The organism is Sandaracinaceae bacterium (assembly GCA_020633055.1).
Lineage (GTDB): Bacteria > Myxococcota_A > Polyangia > Polyangiales > Houyiibacteriaceae > JADJJE01.
The window spans coordinates 26,163-48,101 of sequence record JACKEJ010000010.1; the positions used below are offsets into that span (position 1 = coordinate 26,163).

General features: G+C 70.7%; 17 protein-coding genes. 5 read left to right on the plus strand and 12 right to left on the minus strand.

Annotation, left to right across the window (positions count from 1 at the left end):
- Nucleotides 1-32 precede the first annotated feature (32 nt).
- The 5 genes from H6726_22680 to H6726_22700 form a co-directional block, all read right to left on the minus strand.
- Nucleotides 33-1,070, minus strand: a complete 1,038-nt coding sequence (locus H6726_22680) for a ferrochelatase (protein MCB9660468.1) — start codon at nucleotides 1,068-1,070, stop codon at nucleotides 33-35.
- The gene (locus H6726_22685) at nucleotides 1,060-2,079 is read right to left on the minus strand and encodes a hypothetical protein (protein MCB9660469.1); all 1,020 of its coding nucleotides are present in this window, start codon (nucleotides 2,077-2,079) and stop codon (nucleotides 1,060-1,062) included. Before H6726_22685 ends, H6726_22680 begins: the two co-directional genes overlap by 11 nt.
- Complete coding sequence (locus H6726_22690; GenBank protein ID MCB9660470.1) at nucleotides 2,076-2,684, minus strand: TetR/AcrR family transcriptional regulator; 609 nt, start codon at nucleotides 2,682-2,684, stop codon at nucleotides 2,076-2,078. Before H6726_22690 ends, H6726_22685 begins: the two co-directional genes overlap by 4 nt.
- A 503-nt stretch (nucleotides 2,685-3,187) precedes the next feature.
- The gene (locus H6726_22695; protein ID MCB9660471.1) at nucleotides 3,188-5,146 is read right to left on the minus strand and encodes a protein kinase; all 1,959 of its coding nucleotides are present in this window, start codon (nucleotides 5,144-5,146) and stop codon (nucleotides 3,188-3,190) included.
- Between the two features lie 75 nt (nucleotides 5,147-5,221).
- The gene (locus H6726_22700; protein MCB9660472.1) at nucleotides 5,222-7,204 is read right to left on the minus strand and encodes a GMC family oxidoreductase; all 1,983 of its coding nucleotides are present in this window, start codon (nucleotides 7,202-7,204) and stop codon (nucleotides 5,222-5,224) included.
- A 120-nt stretch (nucleotides 7,205-7,324) separates the two neighbouring features.
- Here H6726_22700 and H6726_22705 point away from each other — a divergent pair, with 120 nt between their 5' ends.
- The 3 genes from H6726_22705 (at nucleotide 7,325) to H6726_22715 (ending at nucleotide 11,110) form a co-directional block, all read left to right on the plus strand.
- On the plus strand, nucleotides 7,325-8,410 hold the full coding sequence (locus tag H6726_22705; protein MCB9660473.1) for an SDR family oxidoreductase: 1,086 nt from the start codon (nucleotides 7,325-7,327) through the stop codon (nucleotides 8,408-8,410).
- An 88-nt stretch (nucleotides 8,411-8,498) separates the two neighbouring features.
- Nucleotides 8,499-10,535: a methionine--tRNA ligase gene (metG, locus tag H6726_22710; protein MCB9660474.1), complete on the plus strand. Its 2,037-nt coding sequence runs from the start codon at nucleotides 8,499-8,501 to the stop codon at nucleotides 10,533-10,535.
- A gap of 80 nt (nucleotides 10,536-10,615) precedes the next feature.
- Nucleotides 10,616-11,110: a DUF393 domain-containing protein gene (locus H6726_22715; protein ID MCB9660475.1), complete on the plus strand. Its 495-nt coding sequence runs from the start codon at nucleotides 10,616-10,618 to the stop codon at nucleotides 11,108-11,110.
- 98 nt (nucleotides 11,111-11,208) lie between these two features.
- Here the strand turns inward: H6726_22715 and ptsP are convergent, their stop codons facing one another.
- Genes ptsP through rapZ form a run of 3 tightly spaced genes read right to left on the minus strand, consistent with a single transcriptional unit; the run spans nucleotide 11,209 to nucleotide 14,164 of the window.
- Complete coding sequence (gene ptsP / locus H6726_22720; GenBank protein MCB9660476.1) at nucleotides 11,209-13,011, minus strand: phosphoenolpyruvate--protein phosphotransferase; 1,803 nt, start codon at nucleotides 13,009-13,011, stop codon at nucleotides 11,209-11,211.
- Nucleotides 13,008-13,295 carry an HPr family phosphocarrier protein gene (locus tag H6726_22725; protein MCB9660477.1) on the minus strand — a complete coding sequence of 96 codons (288 nt, stop codon included), beginning with the start codon at nucleotides 13,293-13,295 and terminating at the stop codon, nucleotides 13,008-13,010. Before H6726_22725 ends, ptsP begins: the two co-directional genes overlap by 4 nt.
- Nucleotides 13,295-14,164 (minus strand): RNase adapter RapZ, encoded by an 870-nt coding sequence (gene rapZ / locus H6726_22730; protein MCB9660478.1) that lies wholly within the window; start codon nucleotides 14,162-14,164, stop codon nucleotides 13,295-13,297. The genes H6726_22725 and rapZ overlap by 1 nt, the downstream gene beginning before the upstream one ends.
- 88 nt (nucleotides 14,165-14,252) lie before the next feature.
- Here rapZ and hprK point away from each other — a divergent pair, with 88 nt between their 5' ends.
- Complete coding sequence (gene hprK / locus H6726_22735; protein MCB9660479.1) at nucleotides 14,253-15,239, plus strand: HPr(Ser) kinase/phosphatase; 987 nt, start codon at nucleotides 14,253-14,255, stop codon at nucleotides 15,237-15,239.
- Nucleotides 15,240-15,307: 68 nt separating this feature from the next.
- Nucleotides 15,308-15,766, plus strand: a complete 459-nt coding sequence (locus tag H6726_22740; protein MCB9660480.1) for a PTS sugar transporter subunit IIA — start codon at nucleotides 15,308-15,310, stop codon at nucleotides 15,764-15,766.
- Nucleotides 15,767-15,851: 85 nt separating this feature from the next.
- On the opposite strand, the gene raiA is transcribed toward H6726_22740, so the two are convergent.
- The 4 genes from raiA to pheA are packed head-to-tail and all read right to left on the minus strand — an operon-like array spanning nucleotide 15,852 to nucleotide 21,839.
- On the minus strand, nucleotides 15,852-16,184 hold the full coding sequence (raiA, locus tag H6726_22745) for a ribosome-associated translation inhibitor RaiA (GenBank protein ID MCB9660481.1): 333 nt from the start codon (nucleotides 16,182-16,184) through the stop codon (nucleotides 15,852-15,854).
- Between the two features lie 44 nt (nucleotides 16,185-16,228).
- Entirely contained in the window at nucleotides 16,229-17,707 is a 1,479-nt protein-coding gene (gene rpoN / locus H6726_22750; protein ID MCB9660482.1) for an RNA polymerase factor sigma-54, read from the minus strand.
- A gap of 44 nt (nucleotides 17,708-17,751) precedes the next feature.
- Complete coding sequence (locus H6726_22755) at nucleotides 17,752-20,634, minus strand: dynamin family protein (protein ID MCB9660483.1); 2,883 nt, start codon at nucleotides 20,632-20,634, stop codon at nucleotides 17,752-17,754.
- 59 nt (nucleotides 20,635-20,693) lie between these two features.
- Nucleotides 20,694-21,839, minus strand: a complete 1,146-nt coding sequence (gene pheA / locus H6726_22760; GenBank protein ID MCB9660484.1) for a prephenate dehydratase — start codon at nucleotides 21,837-21,839, stop codon at nucleotides 20,694-20,696.
- Nucleotides 21,840-21,939: the final 100 nt, after the last annotated feature.

The following is a 21,939-nucleotide window of genomic DNA, read 5'->3' on the forward strand; positions in this document are numbered from 1 at the left end:
GATGCCCAAGCGGCCGTGTCCCGCGCCCGCGTTCAGAGGCGCGCCGGGCGCTGCGGCGCGTAGGCACAGCAGCCAGGTGGGCAGCGCGCGGGCAGCGCTGGAGCATCCCCCAGAACGCGCGGCGTCGCCTGCCCGAGCCCCTCCTGGATGAGCTCGCGCAACGCGCTGACGAACAGCGGGTGCGTGCCCACGGTCGCGGCGCGCACGAAGCGGACCCCCAGCCTCTCGGCCGCGAGGCGCGCCTCCTCGTCGAGGTCCCACAACACCTCCACGTGGTCGGAGAGGAAGCCAATGGGCACCACCACGACCGGCCCTACACCGCGTGCCGCGAGGGCCTCGAGGTGGTCGCATACGTCGGGCTCCAGCCACGGCACCTGCGGCGGCCCGGAGCGGCTCTGGTAGACCACCTCGTGGGAGGCCGCGTCGAGCGCACGGGCGACCATCCCTGCGGCGCTCACCAGCTGCGCCTCGTACGCGCAGGTCGCGGCCATGGCGGTGGGGATGCTGTGCGCGGTGAACAGCAGGTGTGCCCTGCCCCGCTCGTCGTCGTTCAGCGTGGCCAGCGCTTCGCGCGTGCGCTCGACGACGGCACCGAGGAACCCCGGGTGGTTGTAGAAGGGGCGCACCTTGTCGACGACGGGCGCGCCCTCGCCCACCTCGGCCTGCGCGGCTGCGACGTTCTCTTGGTACTGCCGGCACCCGCTGTAGCTGCTGAACGCGCTGGTGAACACGGCCAGCGCGCGCTGCACGCCGTCGGCCCGCATGGCGCGCAGGGTGTCGGGCAGCAGCGGGTGCCAGTTGCGGTTGCCCCAGTAGATGGGCAGCGACACGCCGTGGGCGTCCAGCTCGACGCGCAGCGCGGCGATGAGCGCGCGGCAGTGATCGTTGATGGGGCTCTTGCCGCCGAAGTGCTGGTAGTGCTCGGCGACGGCGAGCAGGCGCTCGCGAGGCACGGGCTTGCCGCGCGTCACGTTCTCCAAGAAGGGCAACACGTCGTCCGGACCCTCGGGGCCGCCGAAGGACACGAGCAGGATGGCGTCGACGGGAGGGGTGCTGGGGTCAGTGGGCATGGCGCAGTTGGTACACGAGCGCGTCCATCGTGACGCGCGGGTTGGCGTTGCGGTCGAGCCCCTCGAACACCGAGGTGATGGCCTCGACACGGGCGGCCGCGCGCCTCGCGCCGAGCGTGCGGGCGCGCGCTTCGATCTCGTCGGCCACGTGCCGGAACGCAAGCTGCTCGCGCCCCGCGCCGAGCGCGGAGGCCGCGAGGTCGCGGTAGAAGGCGACGAGCGTGTCGAGGCCCAGCTGCACGTCGGGCTCGGCCGCGAGCGCCGCGGCGGCGTCCACGTAGTCGCCCACGCGTGCGCCGCGGGTGACGTCGTCCACCTGGAAGGCCAGCTGCAGCAAGCGCTCGGCGACGCCCTCCTCGGTGAGCCGCAGCGCGCGCTCGGCGCTCCCGCCGGCGAGCGCGATGGCGGGTCCACGCACCGCCTCGGACACGTCGTGCTTGGCCAGGATGGCGTCCATCTCCTCGTAGGGCAGCGGATAGAAGCGCACGCGCTGACAGCGTGAGCGGATGGTGGAGAGGAGCTTGTCGGGGCGCTCGGCCAGCAGCACGAAGTGCACCGACGGGCGCGGCTCCTCGAGCGTCTTGAGCAGCGCGTTGGCGGCGCCCGGGTGCGTCTCGGGGAACGACACGTCGGCGCGCGGGAAGATGAAGAACGTGGCCCCGGCCTCGAACGGCGCGTACTGCGCCAGCGGGAGGATCTCCTCGCGCAGGTACTGCACCTGCACGTTGCCCTTCCCCTCCTCGCGCGGCTCGAAGACGCGCACGTCGGGGTGGTTGCCGTGGTCCACGCGCTCGAGGGCGTCGCGGCCCGCGCCCAGGCGCGCGAGCTGCGTCTTGGCGAGCGCGATGGCGGCCAGTTGCTTGCCCACTCCTGCTGGCCCCTCGAACAAGTAAGAGGACGCCACCCGACCGCCCTCGAGCGCCGACGACAGCACGGACAGCGCGTGGGGTTGCGCATGGATGCCCTCGAAGTGGCCCCGCCCGCGGTCGAACGCGGCGTCGCGCGTCACGCGGGGAGCCTCGGCACGCCGAACAGCGCGAGCCCCAGGGACTCGACCGCGCGCACCACGTCGGCCGCGTTGAGCACGTCGGGCTCCACGAACGCCTGCATCACGAGCCCGTCCAGCAGGCCGATGATGATGCGCGGCAAGATCTCCATGGAGATGGCGGGCTTGATGCCCACGCGGTCGAGCTCGCCGCTCAGGTAGACGTAGATCTGCTCGGCGGCGAGGCGATAGTAGTCCGCCAGGTGCGGGCGCAGGTTGTCGTCGTAGAGGCTCTGCGCGAGCAGGTCGGCCACCACCAGCGCCTCGTCGGTGCGCTCGGCGCGCGCCTTCCACAGCTCTTCGAGGCTGTTGTGGAGCGACTGCAGGGGGTCACCGCCCGAGCTCCACGCGGCGATGGTGCGCTGCTGCACGGCGTCGGTGGCGGTGGTGAGCACCACCTCGATGAGCGACTCTTTGGTGGGGAAGTGGTAGTGAACCGCGCCTTTGCTCATGCCCGCTTCACGCGCGATGTCCATGAGGCTGGTGCGCGCGTACCCCTGCCGCGCGAGCACCCGGATGGCCGCTTGCACGATCTGAGACGAGCTCACGGCCGACTTCTTGTACCGCATGGGCCAAACCTGCCGCGCGAGTCCACCCTGCGTCAACCAGCTTGCGCGCTGGCCGCGGATCTCGCGCGTCTGTGGCTCGCTCGCGGCGGTGGTGACGTTGCAGGGGGGATCGTGGACGGGAGAGGGGACTGCCGGTCACGGGCCCGGTCGCGCAGGCGCTCCCTGTGGTGCCTCCCCCGTTTCGGCGCGCCAAGGCGCTTGAAACGGGCCCCCCCCAACGCCCGTGGCCGGCAGTCCCCTCTCCCTCCGCGACGTCCTTGGCGCGACGTGCGCGCCGGGAGTTGGAACGACGCGCGAGGTCCGCTTGGGGCGAGGAAGGCTCGCCTGGGCGCGGCTGTTGGCGGCGGGGACTCGAGAGAGCGTGTGTGGGGCCTCGAGCGCGCGCAACGGTTGACGCGAGGTCCGCTTGGGGCTTGGAAGGCTCGCCTGGGCGCGACGGTTGGCGGATGGGACTCGAGAGAGTGTGTGGTGCTGGGGATTGCGCGACGGTTGGCGGGGCTGGATCAGTCAGGGGTGGTGGGCGGGAGGGGGCGGGCGGCGCTGCGGGAGGACTGTTCGGTGTCGCGGGGGAGGAGGCTCTCGAGGTGCCAGGCGTGGAGGTGGAGTTTGCGGCGGCTCTCGGCGACCCAGCTGGAGTAGCGCCAGAGGAGCGCGGAGACGACGAGGCTCGCGGCGAGGAAGAGTGCCATCAGGCCGCCTCGGGTGGCGGCCTCGGGGATCTCCATCATGCGGGGGAAGGCGACCATCAGGCCGTTCTCGAAGGTGTAGGCGGGCGGGCCGCCGAGGCCCAACCAGTCGAGGGTGGCGGGCACGAGCCAGGCGAGGGTGACCATGCCGATGATGAGCGCGCGGTACCAGCCCAGCCAGTGCGCGGTGGCCACCAGGGATGCAAAGCCGATGGCGAGCACGGGCGGCACGACGAGCGGGCCGACGATCTGCGAGAAGCCCGCGATGGCGACGCACACGGGGACGCACAAGAGGACCATGTCGCGGCGGGTGATGTCCTTGCGGACGGCGGTGACGAACAGGCCGAAGAGTCCTGCGACAGCCAGCGCCACGAGGATCACCGCGACCGACGCGTACGAGCGGATGGCCCCGAGCAGCGGCAGGAACACGGAGCACACCACCACGCCCAGGAGCGCGAGTGAGGCCAATCGCACGCCCTCGACGAGCTCCTTCAGCACGACCGCCTCGTTGGCCGCGAACACCTCGGCGGGCATCTCCTTCGGCGCCTCGAGCATCATGTGCGCCAGCAGCGTGGCCGCGTCCTGGTCGCGGGGGTTGAGGGCCAGCGCGCGGCCGGCCTCGGCGAAAGCTTGCTGGCGCAGCTCGGCGTCCACCCCGCCGCCCTCACGAAGGCGTCGGGCCGCGTCACGGGCCTGCTCCACGTGGGCCTGGGCCAGCTCCTCGCGCAGCCGGTCGTCTCGGTCACCGTCCAAGAACGCTTGGACGGCATCGTGCAGCTCGCGCGCGGTCTGGAAGCGCGCTGCCGGATCTACCGCCGTGGCGCGCACACAGATCGCGTCCAGCTCGGGCGGGATGCCCCGGTCGGGGGTGCGCACCGAGGCGCGCGCGTCGACCCCCGCCAGCGTCGAGCGACGCCGGTCCATCGCCGAAGCGAAGCGGTGCAGGGGCTGCAGCGTGAGCATCTGGAACAGGATGCAACCCAGCGAGTAGATGTCCGCGCGCGCGTCCACGTCGCTGCTGTCGCGGTACTGCTCGGGGGCCATGTAACCCGGGGTGCCCAGCACCTCGTTGGCCATGGTCTGACTGTCGGACACCGTGCCCCGTCCGGGCAGCAGGTCGACGTCCGCGTCGCTGCCCACCTTGGCGATGCCCCAGTCCAGCACGTAGACCTCGCCAAACGTCCCGAACATGATGTTGGGGGGCTTGATGTCTCGGTGCACTACGCCGCGGCTGTGTGCGTAGTGCAGCGCCAGGCAGAACTGCTGGAAGTTGCTGAGCAGGCGCTGCAGCGAATACGTCGCCGTGATCTCCGCGTCTCCTTCGCGCAGCAAGCGGAACACGTCGGTCAGCGTCACACCCGCGACACGCCGCATGCTGAAGTACGGGTGGTCGCGCTCGTCCCAGTCGAGGTCGTAGACCGGCACGATCGAGGGATGCTCGAGCTGCGCCTGGACGCGCGCCTCCCGCAAGAAACGCGCACGCAGCTCCGGTGTGCGCGCCGCGTCGGGGACCATGGACTTGATCGCGACCGTACGCCCCACGCGTCCGTCGTGCGCTCGGTGCACCTCGCCCATGCCACCCGCGCCCAGCACTTCGTGCCCGTGGTAGCGCGGCTCCTCGCGCTGAGGCCCTTCGACGCCGGCAGAGATCGGGTCCAGCGACCCAGGCGGAAACAGCAGCGGCAGCGGCCGCCCACCCACCAGGCGACGGGTCGAGTCGACGGGGCTCTGCGTGTCCTGATCGTCGTCGTCGGTGAGCTCGCGTTCCGTGTTCATGAGGCTCGGGTCCACACGATACTCCAATCAGCCGAAACGCGTGTACATGCTGGTCGTCCCCGCGAGCACTCGGTCTCAGCCCGCCGCAAGGATGGCGCGCGCAGTGCGTCGGGCGAGCGCCATGCAGGTCCACATCGGGTTGGCACCGACCGCCGTGGGGAACGCCGACGTGTCTCCCACCCACACCCCCCGGGTCCCGTGCAGCTGCCCGTCGGGGTCCGCGACGGAGGTCGTCGAGCAGGTGCCCATCCGGGCAGACCCCATCTGATGGGCACAGAAAGGGACGCGACCGCCTGGCCCGAGGGGCACGTCGCGCGCGGCGGCGGCGGCACGCTCCACGTCGTCGCCCCTCCGGAAGACGGGACGCGGCAGCGCGTAGTCGTAGATCTCCTTCGCGCCAGCAGCCGCATGGAGCCGGATCATGTCGGCCACGCCGCGTACGATCAGCTCACGGTCCACGGGGTCGTCCCCAGGCCAGCTGACCTGCGCCTCCCCCGCCGCATCGAGCCGCACGCAGCCGCTGCCGTGGTCGCGGACCACCGCGACGGAGCCTGCCGTGTAGGCCTGCTGGGCGAGCACCATCTTGTGCTGTCGCGCGGACGCCCAAGGGAAGCTCGCGGCTGTGAGCCCCGGGTGGAAGTGCCCCGCCTCGATGAGGTAGCCATGTCCTTCCACGACGCGCGCAAACTCGTCCACCACGGCGGTCATGGGGCCGCCCCACCAGCCGCGCTGTACGCGGTCGTAAATGGCAAACACGGCCGGCGCAGGATGCACGCGCAGGAAGCGCCCCGCAGCGGGACCACCCATGCCGGACCGCAAGAGCAACGCCGGTGTCTCGAGCGCGCCGCAGGCCACTACGACGGTCTTCGCGCGCACCGTGAGCGGCAGCTCGTCGCGTCCGACACGAACCCTCCCGCGCACGCCAGACGCCCTCCCCTGCGCCGTGAGCACCACATCGACGCGCGCGCCGACCACGACACGGGCCCCATGGGTCACCGCGTCGGGCAGCCACGTGCGCAGCGAGCCGAGCTTGGCGCCGCTGCGGTCCCCGAACGCCACGTGTCCTGCGGTGTGCGGCGAGTAGCGCGCCTCGTCCACGTTGCGCGCGGCTACATACGCGTGCAGACCGAGAGCCGCCGCGCCGTCGAACAACCGCTGATTGACGCCGTTCACGTCGCTGCAGGACGTGGTGATGCCAATGCGCTGGGCGACCGCGTCGAGGTCTCCCTGAAACTCGGCGCCGTCGAGCCCGCGGAGCCCGTGCTCGTGCGCCCACGTGTGTCGCACGTGCTCCGGAGGCTGGACGCAGTTCTGCCAGTTGATGGTGGAGCCGCCGCCGAGGGTTCGGCCCGCGAGCACGCCCAAGGTGCCTTCCACCGTGGACTGCGCTCCACCGCGCCAGTACATGCGCTCGAAGCCCGTTGCGTCGTCGCTGGGCATGTCCGCCTCGGGTACGAAGCCGCCCGCCTCGAGCACGATCACGCTGCGCCCGCCGGCGGCGAGCGTCGCGGCGACCACTCCCCCGCCGGAGCCGGAGCCCACCACCACGACATCGGCGTCGAGCGTCACGGCACCGGCGTTCACTTCCGGCGCAAACGGCGTCAGCGTGGGCGAGGCAACCTCCACCGGTGGAGGCCCCGGATAGCCCGTCTCGAGCCAGTTGGGGTTGCGTCCATCCGGGCCCACCGAGCCGTAGTGGTAGAACGCCGTCAGGGCCGCCAGCCCTGCGACGCCCGCCGCCGCGTCCGGCGAGCTCTTCCGCAGTGCGACCACCACCGCCTCGCGCGCCCTCTGAGGCATGCGTTCGAGCTGCAGCAGCGCGAGCCCGTCGAGCAACCTGCCGGTGGCCGTGAGGTCGGCAGGGCCCAAGGCCCGGGCCAAGTGAGCGGCGACGCGAGGGGCCACGTCGAGCTCCGAGGCGCGCCGCGCGAAGAAGCCGGTGGGGTCCTCCGCGCGTTCGCGAGGTGGACGCACGGGGCCCACGAACGTGTCGCACAAGGCCGCGAGACCGCGCTGTTGGCGCGCCGTGAAAGGCGATGAGGGCGTGGCTGACGTCATGGGCAGACTCGTCCGAGGGAGAGGTCCGACGCGCCTGCCGACGCGGTCGGTTGAAACAATGATACCGATCTTGTATCATACCCAAGACCTGCGCTCCAGCGGGAACCCCCACAGAATCCCATGAACTACTTCGTCACAGGTGCCACTGGCTTCGTCGGCCGCTTCTTGCTGGCTCAGCTGCTCGAGCGCCCCGACGCGCAGGTGTACGCGCTCGTCCGCCCGGCCTCCCAGGCTCGCTTCGTTGCGGGGCTCACGCGCTACGGAGATGCAGCAGCTCGGGTGCACTGCGTCCCAGGCGATCTCGCGCACCCCACCCTCGTCTTGGACCGCGCCGACCTGCCCGAACACATCGATCACGTCTTCCACCTGGCCGCCATCTACGACATGGCGATGAGCGAGGAGGAGGCGGCCGAGATCAACGAACGCGGCACGGAGCGCGTGGTCGACTTCGTGAACGGGCTCGAGGGCCCGGTGACGCTGCACCACGTGTCCAGCGTCGCGGTCGCGGGGCCGTTCGTTTCGGGCGTCTACCACGAGTCGGACTTCGACGTGGGGCAAGCGCTCGACCACCCCTACTACCAGAGCAAGTTCGAGGCGGAGCGCATCGTACGGACGCGCGCGACCGTGCCCGTGCGCGTGCTCCGTCCCGGCATCGTGGTCGGCGACTCGAAACGCGGCGAGTACGCCAAGATCGACGGCCCGTACTACTTCTTCGCGCTGGTGCGCCTGGTGGCCCGCTGGCTGCCGCGCTGGCTGCCGCTGCTGTGCATCGAAGGAGGGCGCATGCCGCTCGTCCCGGTGGACTACGTGGCGCGCGCCATGGTGGCCATCGCCCATGCGGCGCCAGCGGACGAGCAGACCAGCTCGTTCACGCTCGTCGCCCACGACCCGCCGAGCGTGGGCGCGCTGGTGCAGCGGCTCTTCGAGCTGGCGCATGGCCCGCGCGTGTTCCGCCTGCGCGTGCCCGTGCTGGCGCGCATCGCGAACCGGATGGCGCGCTTCGGGGGCCGCCTGGTGCCCGGGTGGCTCGCGCGCGCGGTGACGCGTGTCACGTCCATCCCCGCGTCGGTGTACAGCCAGGTCTTCACGCAGACGGTCTACGACGACAGCAACGCGCGCGCGCTGCTGGAGCCTCTCGGCGTGTCGTGCCCCCCCTTCGAGGAGTTCTCGGCGCCCATGTGGGAGGGCTGGGTGCGCGCGCAGTAGGGTCACCGCGCAGGTGGTCGCCAAGGGACCGGAATGCTGGTAACAGGCCCACTAGCAGTCCGTTCTCGGACGGCTAGCGAGACCGACCATGAAGCCCTTCTACGTCACCACCCCGATCTACTACGTCAACGACAAGCCCCACATCGGGCACGCCTACAGCACGGCCGCGGCGGACATGTTGGCGCGCTACCACCGGCTGCGCGGGCAGCCGACGCGCTTCCTGACGGGGCTCGACGAGCACGGCCTCAAGATCGAGCGGCGCGCCAAGGAGCTGGGGCAAGACCCACAGGCCTTCGTGGACTCCATGGTGCCCCCCTTCGAGGAGGCCTGGCAGCAGCTGGACATCACGAACGACGACTTCATCCGCACGACGTCGGCGCGCCACAAGGAGGCCACGCAGCGCTTCTGGAAGCTGCTGGAGGCCAAGGGCGACGTGTACCTCGACGACTACGAGGACTGGTACTGCGTCGGCTGCGAGAGCTTCAAGACCGAGAAGGAGCTGCTGGAGGGCAACATCTGCCCAGACCACAAGAAGCCCGTCGAGAAGATCCGCGAGCAGTGCTACTTCTTCCGGCTCTCCGCGTACACGGAGCCCCTGCTGAAGTTCTACGACGCCAACCCGGACTTCGTGAAGCCCGAGGGACGCTACAACGAGGTCAAGAGCTTCGTGCGTGCGGGCCTCAAGGACCTGAGCATCTCGCGCTCGAGCTTCTCGTGGGGCATCCCCGTCCCGGGCAAGCCAGAGCACGTGATGTACGTGTGGCTGGACGCGCTGGTGAACTACATATCGGCGCTGGGTGGCCCGGCCGAGCCGGGCGAGGCGCCGCTCTACGACCAGTTCTGGGGCCCGGACGCGGACGTGGTCCACATCGTGGGCAAGGACATCCTCCGCTTCCACACCATCTTCTGGCCCGCCTTCCTGATGAGCACGGGCCTGCGCGTGCCCTCGCAGGTGTGGGCGCACGGCTGGCTCACGGTGAACGGCGAGAAGATGAGCAAGGGGCTCGGCAACTTCTTGCCGCCCGCGCCCCTGGTGGAGGCCTTCGGCGCGGACGTGCTGCGCTACTACTTCCTGCGCGAGGTGAGCTTCGGGCAGGACGGGGACTTCAACCACAAGAACCTCATCGCCCGGTACAACAACGAGCTGGGCAACGGGCTCGGCAACCTGCTCAACCGCATCCTGCCGTTCCTGAAGAAGTTCGACGGCAAGGTGCCCGAGGTGGGCGCGCTCTCCGGGGCGGACGCGGCCCTGGCAGCGCAGGCCGAGGCGCTGGCCGCGCAGGTGCGCGACAACCTCGACGCCGTGCAGCTCAACCGTGCGCTGGACGCCATCAAGGAGCTGATCGACGCGGCGAACAAGTACGTGAACGACGAGGAGCCGTGGAACCTCAGTAAGGACGAGGCGAAGCTGGGGCGCCTGGCCGAGGTGTCGTACGTGACCCTCGAGTGCGTGCGCTTCTTGTCGGTCATGCTCGCTCCCGTGATGCCCAACAAGGCGAACGAGCTGCGCGCCCAACTCGGGCTCGCGCCCCTCGCGCCCGCGGTGGGCGTCGACGCGTGGCCGGCGCGCTTCGGCGAGCTGCCGGCGGGCACTGCGGTGGTGGCGGGTAAGCCCGTCTTCCCCAAGATCGACGCCAAGCAAGAGGCCGCGCTGCTCGAGCGGTTGGTGCCCGCGCCGCCCGCCGATGCAGCTCCCACGACAGAGACCAAGACCAAGGCCGACAAGCCCAAGAAGAAGCCCACGGCTGACGCTTCGAGCACGGACGCGCGGCTGGCGAAGCCCGAAGGCACCGAAGACGGGACCATCGAGTACGACGACTTCGCCAAGGTCGACCTGCGCGTGGGCCTCGTGCTGAGCGCCGAGAAGGTGCCCAAGAAGGACCGCCTGCTGCGGCTCGAGGTGGACCTGGGAGAGCCCGCGCCGCGCCAGATCGTCGCGGGCATCGCCGAGCACTTCACCCCGGAGCAGATGACCGGCCGACGCGTGGTGGTGGTCGCCAACCTGGCCCCCCGCAAGCTGGCCGGGCTGGTGTCGCAGGGCATGGTGCTGGCCACCGACACCCACGACGGGCTGCGTCTGCTGGCGGCGGCCGACGACGTGCCTCCCGGCACCCCCGCCAAGTAGGCCCCGCCGACGACGCGCCGCTCGGCTCTCCCGCCACGTCGGGCGTGTAACCACCAAGGCGCCTCGTGCGTGGTACCCCCATGGACCACGCACTCTCCCACCCCGCAGCCCCCGCCCTCCCCGCGGAGGCGCTGGGGCACGACGTCGTCCTCGTGGACGGCTACTGCATCTTCTGCAACCGGCTGGTGGCGCACATCGCACGGGCGGACCGCACGGGTCGCTTCTACTTCGTGCACATCCAGTCGGAGCTCGGGCAGACGCTGCTGCGCCGCAATGGCCACGACCCGAGCGACATCGACACGGTCTACCTGGTGACCGACGCCGGTGGCCCCAACGAGCGCCTGCACCTCGACGGCGCGGCGGGGCGCATCATCTGGCCCGCCCTGTACAGGGTGGCCTTCATGCTGCGCTTCGTGCCGCTGTTCCTGCTGAACCTGCAGTACCGTCTGTTCGCGCGCGTGCGCTACCGCCTGTTCGGCGCGAGTGACGTGTGCATCGTGCCCAGCGACGAGCTGCGCGCGCGTGTGCTTTCCGCGCCCCCGCTGTCTGCCGCGCTGCCGTCGGGCGCAGACTGACGCGGCGCACACCAGATGGCTCCGTGAGGAGCCCATCGCGTGCCTCGAGGCGTCGTGGGCGACGGTGAGCGCGTCAAACGAGACGCGACGGGCGCCGCTCACGAGGCCGCGGGCGGCGTGTAGCCCTGCTCGGACCACAGGTCCGCCAGCGTCGCGCGCAGCGCGCTCCCGACGTGCGCTTCCACCTCGTCGGCATCACCCAACGCCAGCGCCTCACACGCCAGCGGCGCCACCACGGCACGCTCGAGGCGCCGGAGGGTTGCGGCGGCGATGGGCAGGGCCGCGGGCTGGAGCGAGAGGTGGCGCACCCCGAGACCCAGCAGCAGCGGAAGCGCGATGGGGTCCGAGGCCGCGTCGCCGCACACGCGAACGTCCTTGTCCTGTGCCCGTGCAGCCGACGCCACGTGGTGCACCGAGCGCAGCAGCGCGGGCTCGTACGCGCGCGCCCAGCGCGTGGAGCCCGGGTCGGCGCGGTCGATGGCCAGGCTGTACTGCAGCAAGTCGTTCGTCCCCAGCGCGACGAAGTCCACGTGCGGAAGCAGCACGTCGACCATGAGCACGGCCGCAGGCACCTCGATCATGGCGCCAACGCGCATGTCCGGCAGCACGACCCCCTCCGACACGAGCGCGGCGCGCACGTCGCGGTAGAGCGACAGCGCCGCGAGCAGGTCGGCGCGGCTCGCGACCATCGGGAACAGCAGCTCGGCGGGCGCCTCGGGCACGTCGCTGGAAGCACGCAGTACCGCGCGCAGCTGTCGCTCGAACGCCTCGCGCGACGCGAGCGCAAGCCGCAGACCACGCGGCGCCAGCGCAGGATTCGCGGGGCGCGCGGCCCTACGGTGCGGGCCACGGCGCTCGCGCGGTGCATCGCCGAGCTTGTCAGCGCCAAGGTCGAACGTACGAAAGGTGACGGGGTGCGGCCGTACGTCGCGCAGCAGCGTGGCGTACGTCCGCACCTGCTCGTCTTCGCCGAGGGGCGCGCGGCTCGCGAGGAACAGGTACTCGCTTCGGAACAGCCCCACGCCCCGGGCTCCGCGCGCCGCCAGCTCGGCAGCCTCGCTGGGCAGCTCGATGTTGGCGCGCAAGTCGATGGGCTCGCCGTCGGCGGTGAGCACGGGCTCACGCGCCCGCGCCGCCAGCTCGCTCAAGAAGGTAGCGAAGCGCGTCGCCCGCGCCCGCGCGCGGCTCTGCTCCTCGTCGCTGGGACGGACGTGGCAGGATCCGGCGAAGCCGTCCACCTCGACCAGCGCACCGTTCTCGATGGTGAGCAACGCGTCGCGCACGCCCACCACGGCTGGGATGCCAAGCGCCCGTGCCAGCAAGGCCGTGTGACTGGTGGCGCTCCCGCGCGTGGCCACCAGCCCGACGACGCCGCGCTCACGCAGACGCACGGCGTCGCGCGGCGGGAGATCACGCACGATCAGCACCGCGCCGGGAGGCGGGTCCGCGCTGGGCGAGTGCCCCTGGAGCGCGTCCAGCAGGTGGCCCATGACCTGCTCCACGTCGTGGGTGAGCTCCCGCAAGTACGCGCCGTCGTTGCCCTCGAGAGCGCGCGCGAAGCCCTCCATCACCTTGACCACCGCGCTCTCGGCGCTGCTCTGCTCCTCCTCGATGAGCTTCTCGATGTGTTCACGCAGCGTCGGGTCGCAGGTCAGCTGCCGATGCGCCTCGAGGATGTCGCGCAGCGGCCCGCTCGGCAGGTCCGACGCGTCGTGCAGCGCCTGGAGCAGCTCCGTACGGGCGCGCTCTATGGCGGCGCTCAGGCGCGCCAGCTCACCTGGCACACGCTCGAGAGACACCCGTCGTGTGGCGGGCACGCCCCGTGGGTCCACCACCCACGCCGGGCCGATGGCCACCCCCACCGACACCGCCACGCCGGAGAGCGTGAAGCGCGTGCTCACTCGCTCTCTCCAAAGCGATCGCGGACCAGGTCGACGATAGCGCGCACTGCGGCGGTGGCGTCTGGTCCGCTGGCGGTCACGCCGAGCGTGGAGCCAGGCGTCCCGCACAGCAGCAGCACGCCCATGATGCTCTTCGCGTCCACGCGGTGCCCGTCCTTCGACAGCATGACGACAGCCTCGAAGCGCGCGGCGAGCGTGACCAGCTTGGACGCCGCGCGCGCGTGGAGTCCTAGACGGTTCACGATCACGACCTCGTCGTAGACCTCGTCGGTCGCGGCCTCGATCACGCCTTGACCCGCTCCACGTCACGGTGCGCGACCGTGACCTCGCGCCCGAGGGCACGCAGCTCCGCCCCGAGAGCCTCCGCGGTCGCGACGGAACGATGTCGCCCCCCCGTGCAGCCCAGCGCGATCGTCAGGTAGCTCTTGCCCTCTTTCTCGTAGCGGGGAAGCGCATTGACCAGCAGCTGCCGAACGTCCGCGTAGAACTCCTGTGTGGCTGGCGCGTCCAACACGAAGCGCGACACGGTCGGGTCCTGGCCGCTCAGTGGGCGCAGCGAAGGCTCGAAGTAGGGGTTGGGAAGGTGGCGCAGATCGAACACCAGGTCGGCATCCGTCGGGATGCCGTACTTGAAGCCGAAGGACACGACGCGCGTCACCATACGCGCACCCACAGCCCCCCGCTCGACGAACTCCACGATGGCGCGTCGGAGGTCGTGCACGCTGAGGCGTGTGGTGTCCACCACGTGCGTCGCTCGCGCTCGGAGCTTGGCCAAACGCGCGCGCTCTGCCTGGATGGCCTCCCAGAGCTCACCACCGGGCGCCAGCTTGTGGGGGCGACGAGACTCGCTGAAGCGCCGCACGAGGATCTCGTCGGCACAGTCCAGGAACAGCACCTCCACCTGATGGCCGCTGCCGACCAGCGAGTCGAGCACGCCGCTCACCCCCTCGAGGAGACCCCCCGTGCGGACGTCGATCCCGAGCCCGATGCCGCGCACCACCGCGTCGCCAGCGAGCGTGTCGAGCAATGCTGGGGCCAGGCTGGGCGGGAGGTTGTCCACGCAGAAGAAGTCGAGGTCTTCCAACACGCGCAGCGCGGTGCTGCGCCCTGCGCCCGACAGGCCCGTGACGACGACGACGTGCAAGCTCGACACACCAGGAGTCTAGCAGTGACGAGCACACTGCAAGCGGTCACTGTGCTTTGCCTCCGTGCCGTGACCGGCGGACTGCTACGCTCGCGCCATGACCGACAGCGAGCGCGCGAAGGAAGGCAGCGAGGCGCGGGCCCGAACGACCACCACGCGCGAGCTGCTCGCCACCCCACGCGTCGCGGCCGAGGTGCAGCTGGTGGCAGGCGGAGCGGGGTTGGTGCGGCGCGTCACGCACGCGCGCATCCAGAAGGCTGGCCTGGTGCTCGCGGGGCATCGCCATGGGCTCGTCCCCACACGCGTGCAGCTGTTGGGCGAGACCGAGATGACGTACCTCGAGACCTTCGACCAAGCCGAGCGCGCGAAGAAGTTGGGAGTGCTGCTGGCCATGGGCCCGTGCCTGATCGTGGTGACGCGGGGCGCGACCCCCTTCCCTGAGCTGGTCGCGGGAGCCGAGGCCACGGGGACCCCACTTGCGGTGTCGCAGCCACGCTCGACCGGCACCATCGCGACCCTGCACCACGCGCTGGACGAGTTGCTCGCCCCGCGCGAATCGGTTCATGGCGTGCTCGTGCAGGTACACGGCGTCGGGCTGCTGCTCACGGGCCCTAGCGGTATCGGCAAGAGCGAGACGGCCCTGGCCCTGGTCGAGCGCGGCCACCGCTTGGTGGCCGACGACAACGTGCTGCTCACACGCACGCCGAGCATGGAGGTGCACGGCGCGCCCCCGCCGCGGCTTCGCCACCACATCGAGCTGCGAGGTATCGGCATCGTGAACGTGCGCGACCTGTTCGGGGCGACGGCCGTGCGCGACACCGTGCCCGTCGAGCTGGTGGTGGAGCTGTGCCATTGGGACGAGGCCGACCACTTCGAGCGGCTCGGCCTGGACGAGCTCCGGCACACGTTGCTGGGGGTTTCGCTGTCCATGGTCCGCATCCCCGTGCGTCCGGGCCGCAACATGGCGGTCATCCTCGAGGTGGCGGCGCGCAACCAGCTCCTCAAGCGGGCCGGGCGCCACGCCGCGCGCGACTTCGTCCGCTCGCTGCACCGTGACGCCGGGATCGCCGACGCGGACGACTGACGAGTGTGTGAACACCCGCGCAAGTGCGTTGCGTCCGAGGCCGCGCTGCGGTAGTTCTGCGCCATCGGATGTTGGTCGAACTGCTGAGCGCTGAGAGGGTCTTGCTGGGTATCGAGCCGGCGGACAAGCACGCGCTGCTCAGCGCCGTCGCGGACGTCTTCGCGACGGACGACCCCACGCTGTCCGCGCGGGCCGTGTTGCAGGTCCTGGAGGATCGTGAGCGCCTCGCCAGCACGGGCGCTGGGAGCGGGGTCGCCATACCCCACGGGCGCCTCGGAGCGCTGAGCGAGATGCGCGCAGTGTTGGCCATCATCCCGCGCGGCGTGGAGTTCGACGCCATCGACGGGGACCCCGTCACGCTGGTCGTCGCTATCTTGGGTCCGCTGAACCAGCCCAGCGCGCACCTGAAGGCCCTGGCGCGCGTGAGCCGCGCCGTACGGGACGAAGGGGTGCGCGCGGCGTTGCTGGCCAGTGAGTCGGTCGCCGCGGTCATGAGCACGCTCTCGGCCAACGCGGGTCGCTTCTGAATTGGAGATCCCCCCACCCCGTAGCGCTCGCTGCAGGATGGGGGGACTCGCGGATCGGTGCGCACGGCGGCTACCGCGCTGTCCGTCAGGCGCCGTGCTTGCCGAGGTGCACGGACTCGTGTGCGTGCCGCATCTTGGCGGTCTCGGCGTCCTTCCGGCTGCGGACCTGACGGTCGATCTTGTCGAGCACCATGTCGATCGAGGCGTACATGTCCTCCGACTCTTCCGTGGCAGCGTAGCGCTGCCCTTCACACACGACGCTCACATCGACTTGGTGAAGGTGTCGCTCGGTGGCGACGGTCACCTCGGCGGTCAGCGGCGCCCGCAGGAACTTCTGCAAGCGGGCGACCTTTTCGGTCGCGTAGGACTTGATGCCGTCTGACGGTTCGAGGTGGCGAAAGGTGAAGTTGATTCGCATCGTGCCTCCGGGGCGTGGCTGGGGTGTCGAACTAAGAACAAGCGCTAAAAGTATTTCTTCCGTTTGCTGCTGCTAAGAATGCCCAACATCTCGCGATACTTCGCGACGGTTCGGCGGGCGATTTGGATGCCGTCCTGCGCGAGGATCTCGACGAGCTTCTGGTCGCTGTAGGGCGACCGCTCGTCCTCCCCGCCGACGATTTTCTTGATGGCCTGCTTGACGCTCTCGCTCGCGATGTCGGTGTCGTTGTCGCGCCGGATGGCGCTGTTGAAGAAGTACTTCAGCTCGAAGATGCCGCGCGGCGTGTGGACGTACTTGTTGCTGGTCACGCGCGAGATGGTGCTCTCGTGCATGCCCACCGCCTCGGCCACGTCGCGCAGGATCATCGGCTTCAGGTGCTCGATGCCCAGGTCGAAGAACTCGCGCTGCTTCTCGACGATGCACTCGGTGACCTTGAGGATGGTCTTGCGGCGCTGATCGATGCTCCGGATGAGCCACTGCGCGCTGCGCATCTTGTTCTGGATGTACTCCTTGGCCTGCGGGTTGCCGGACATGGCCGTTCGGTAGAACCCACTGATCTTCAGGCGCGGCATGCCGTCGTCGTTGGCCACCACGAAGTACTCGTCGCCCACCTTGTGGACGTACACGTCTGGCGTGATGTAGCGCGGCTCTTCCGTGAAGTAGTTGCGACCTGGCCGCGGCTCGAACTCCGCGATCATCTGCGCGATGTCGTAGACCTCTTCCACCGCGACGTCGAGGTCCTTGGCGATGGCGCCATAGTTCTTGCGTTCGAGGTTGCCGAGGTGATGGCGGATGACCTTGATGCACAGCTCGTCCATGCCGAAGTGCCTGGCCTGCACCTCCAGGCACTCCTCGAGCGTGCGCGAGCAGACGCCCAGCGGGTCGAACTGCTGCATCATGCCGAGCACCTCCTCGGCGTCCTCCGCGTCGAGGCCCGCTTCCTCGGCGAGGCGCGGAACGACGTCCTGCGGCGCGACCCCCTCCATGGCGAGGTAGCCACGCGTGTCGAGGTTGCCGATGACCAGCGCCCCGAAGCGCTGCTCGTCCTCCACGAAGTCGCCCATGCGCAGCTGCCACGCAAGGTGATCCACGAGGTCTTCGGCGCGCGTGAGCGTCTGCTCGAAGCCGGGCATCTCGTCATCGCCACCGCGGCCCCGGAAGCCAGGCATGGCCTGCTGCAGCGCGTGGGCCTCGAGGTAACGCTCCCAGTCGATCTCCTCGCGCTTCGAGTCCACCGCCTCCGTGCTGGAGCGGCTCTCGCCATCGGGGCCCGTCGGCCCCCCGTCCTCGCCGTGCGCTTGGTGCACCGCCTCCGTGGTGGGGGTCACCTCGCGGGCGTCGCGTCCGTCCATGGAGTCCTCCAGGACGGGGTTCTCGAGCAGCTCCTCGTGGACCAGCTCGGTCAGCTCCATACGCGACATCTGCAGCAGCTTGATGGCCTGTTGCAGCTGAGGGGTCATCACCAGCTGCTGCGAGAGCTTGAGCTGCTGTTTGATCTCCATGAAGGCTCCGAGCCCGGGATTGGGCCAAGGGTCAGTATAGCGCCTCAGGCGCTCCCGAATCTAGCGACCCGAAGAGAATCTTCGGCGACGCGCATCATCTCGGCCAGCACCTCACGCAGGGCGCGCAGCGGGCCGAACACCTCCGAGCTCAGGTGCTCCGCGTGCTGCTCCGCGGCGCGCGCCTCCGCCAGCACCGCGCGCTCCAGGGAGCCGACCAGCTCGCCGAGCGCATCGCGCAGCGCGCCCCCCAACTCCGCCCGCGCGTCGGCGCGCACCACGGACAAGGCCGCGACCGCTCCCTGGCGGTTGGCCACGGCCCGCGGCAGCGCTTCGTCGAACAGCCGACGCAACCCCCCGCCGCGGAGGAGGCCCCGCTGGTACCCGAGGTAGGCCGAGAACGGCGACGCGAGCGCGGCCCGCACCCGCAGGTCGAGGTCGATGGGCGAGTCTTGCTCTTCCTCTGGGCGCGTGCCCGCCATGGCCTGCGCGAGGACGCCGCGCACCTGGGCGACCAGACGCCGCTCCGCCTGCTCCAGCGCCAAGGTGAAGCGCCGCTCGAGCAGCTCGCCAAGGAACGCCTGATCGTCGGCCGACAGCGCGCTGCGGCCGAAGGTGGCGCCGCGCGGCTTGAGGACGCTGAGCAGCTCGTCGGCGGCCGCTTCGAGGGCGGCCTCCTCGCCCGCGACCACGGCGCGCACCACATCGCGCGCCTGGTCCGTGAGGTCTGCCTGACGCGCCCCCACGCGCCCCGCGCGGGCATTGAGCCGTGCGACGATGCGTCCCTGCGCTTCGAGCAGCTCGCGCTCCGTCTCGAGCGCGCGGTCGAGCACCGCGAGCAATCGCGAGGTGCACGCGCGGCGCTTGAGCTCGCGTGAGCGCGCGAAGACCTCACGATCGAGGTGAGCTAGGAACGCTACGAAGCCACTGTCCGTCAACGCCTGCTCGTCGCCCGCCAGCTTGGCCTTGAGCGCGGAGCGGCCGGAGACCGTCACGAGGTCGCCCATCGGCTCGCCCGCCGAGACGTCGGCTTCGTCCGCCGCCCAGCTGGCGCGTACCACCGCGGAGACACGCGCGAGGTCGTCGGCAGACAGCCGGTCGCGCTTGTTCAGCACCGGGATGACCTTGCGCCCCGAGCCACGGAAGGCTGCGTAGAAGCTCGCCTCGGTCTTCTTGCCCGCCTGCGCAGCATCGAAGACCCACAACACGGCGTCCGCCCGCCGCGCCGCCTCGCGCGCCAGCCGCTCGTGCGCGGGATCGAGCGCGTTGGTGCCGGGCGCATCCATGATCCACACACGCTCGAGGTCCTCGCTGGGCAGGACGATCTCGACGTGGTCCACGCTCTCGTCCGCGGCCTCGGCGTCCGCCAGCAGGTCGCGCAGCGAGTCGTAGTCGCCCTCGCGCGTGCTGCCGTCCACACGCACCAGGCGCACGCGCCGCGCTGCGCCGCCGCGCAGCACGTTGAGCGTGGCGGTGGTCGGGACGATGCCCATGGGCGCCACCTCGGCGCCGATGATGGCGTTGATGAGCGTGCTCTTGCCGGCGTTGAACTCGCCAAGCACAGCGAGCAGGAGCGGGCGGTCGAGCTCGTCGCGCAGCCCACGCGCGGCGCGCGTGACATCGTCCAGGCCGCGACTCTCGGCAAAGCGCGCCACGGCGTCGATGGCGCCTGGTAGGTCCACCTCGCCGGCTGCGGCGTCGGTCCAGCTGGCCTTGAGCGCCGCCTTGCGGAGCTCGCCGACCCGCGCCGCGTCGACCGCCGCGTAGGAGCGGCCGCGAGCCGCGTGGCCGAAGGAGTCGAGGAAGGCGAGCGCGTCGGCCGGGCGCCCCTGGCGCAGCGCCACGCGCGCGCGGAGGAGCACGCCGCGCGGCTCGTCGCCGGGGTCGAGCTGCGCGGCCGTCGCGATGTCGCCGCGCGCGAGCGCGACAAGACCACGCGCCAGCTGCTCGACGGGGTCGCCCGGAGCCACGCGGGCGAGCGCGTCGGCGTAGCGCGTGAGCGCCGGCACATCGTCGGGGTCGGCCACACGCACGGCGCCGCGGTGCAGCTCGACGTCGGCACTGGCGTGTGCGGCCGCAGACACGGCCTCGGCGGCCTCCGCGCCGCGGCGCCCCGCCACCAGCACGTCGGCCAAGGTCGCTAGAGCGCGCGCCCCTCCGCCTCGTGCGATGGCAGAGCGCGCGTGCAGCTCTGCCTCGGAGAGCCGACCCGCAGCCAGCTGGCCTTCGGCGAGCGCGATCAGCGCCGTGGCGTCTCCCGAATCAGCGGCGCGGCGCAGCCAGCTGAGCGAAGGCTCGGCGAGCCCTGCGCGAGAGAGCGCAAGTCCAACGCGCGCCGCGTGGTCGGGCATCAGCGACGCCGGATCGAGTGCCTCGGCCGCCCGCTGTGCATCAGGCACTCGGGCCGCGGCGACGCACGCTTCGATCAGACGCACGGCAAGCGCGTGGTCCTGAGGCGTGGCGCTGAGGGCCTTGCGGAGCTCGCGCACAGCCCGGTCTGGGCGCTCGCGCCGCCACTCGGCCTCGGCGCGCAACCGGCATGCATCCGCAAACCGTGGCCCTCCTTCCTCGGCGAGCGCACGCGCAGCATCTCGCGCGGCGTCGGCAGCCAGCGGCAGCTGACCGGCCTCGAGCGCCATGCGCGCCGCCCACAGCGACACGCTCGGGTCCAACGTCGAGTGCGTGCGCGCCTCGGTCAGCGCGGCGAGCGCTCCCGCCTGGTCACCCAGGCCCGCGCGCGCGCGCGCCAGCCCCAGGGCGGCGCGGCCGAGCCCTGGACGCGTCGCGAGCACGTCCATGAACATCCGCTCGGCCTCGACGAACAGCTCTGCGCTGAGCGCCTCCTCACCCGTCTCGAGCGTCTCGCGGACGTCGTCGGGCAGGAGCAGCACGTCGTCCAGGAAGCGCCCCACGCGGTCGAGCAGCCCCATCGCTCAGGCTCCCCCCGCCCCGCGCGAGCTCGAACAGCGGCGCCGCCTCGGGCGCACCGTCAACTCGGACGACGCGCCGGGTACGAGCCCAGCACGCGCAGGAACGACGTGCACGCGCGCAGCTCCTCGAGCGCAGCCTGCGTCTCGGGCGTGACGGTGTTGCCCTCGAAGTCCACGTAGAAGACGTACTCGAACGGCGAGTCGGGCTGCGGACGCGACTCGAGCTTGGTGAGGTTCAACCCGTGGTTCGCGAGTGTCTGCAGCACTTTCAGGAGCGCGCCGCCCTCGTGCTTGGTGGACAGGATGAGCGAGGTCTTGCACTGCAGCGCAGCGTCATAGACGACGGGCTCCTTGGCCACCATCACCATGCGCGTGAAGTTGTCCTTCTGATCCGCGATGCCGCGCGCCAGCACGGGCAGTCCGTACACTCGCGCGGCCTCTTCACTGGCGATGGCAGCCTGCGACAGATCCTGCTCGTCCTTGACACGACGCACCGAGAGCGCTGTGTCGCTGAAGGCCTCTGCGTGACAGTTGGTGAGCGTCGCGAGGAAGGCGCCGCACTGGGCGAGCGCCACCGGGTGCGAGAAGATGCGACGGATCTTGGTGAGGGGAACCTCGGCCACGCCGATCAGGCAGTGCTCCACGCGCTGCATCTCTTCGCCGACCAGGTGCAGGTCCATCTTGGCGAGCAAGTCGTAGTTCTCGTTGATGGAGCCGGCGATGCTGTTCTCGATGGGGAGCACGGCGTAGTCGGCCATCCCGTTCTTCACCGCCTCCAGCATGAGCTTGAAGCTGGGGAAGCCCTCGTAGAGCACCTTCGCGTCGCGGGCGCCGAAGTGCCGCGTGGCGGCGAGGTGACTGTAGGCCCCCTCCCCCCCCTGAAACGCCACGACGATGGTGCGCCGCGGAGCCCCGTTCGGGTCGCCGGATGTCGAGAAATACTCCTGCTGCAAGCGCACGGAGTGGTCGATGATCTCGCGGAACAGGCGCGTGACGAAGTGGGAGTCGAGCCCGGCGGACTCACCGCGGGCGACCAGCTTCTCCAGCAGCTCCTGCTCGCGTTGCGGGTCACGGATGCCACGCCCCCTGGCGACCTTGAAGCGCGCCACCTGCTTCACCAGGTCGCGACGCTCCACGAGGGTGTCCACGAGCTTGCTGTCCACGCCGTCGAGGGCGGCCCGGAGGTCTTCCAATTCTTGGTCCACGAGACTCCGAATGTGCCTTCTCGTCACACTTCCGTCCACCGCCATGTGCGGGCGACCGCGCGACCCGAACATCCCTCGGGAACGACCGGGACCGCCGCGT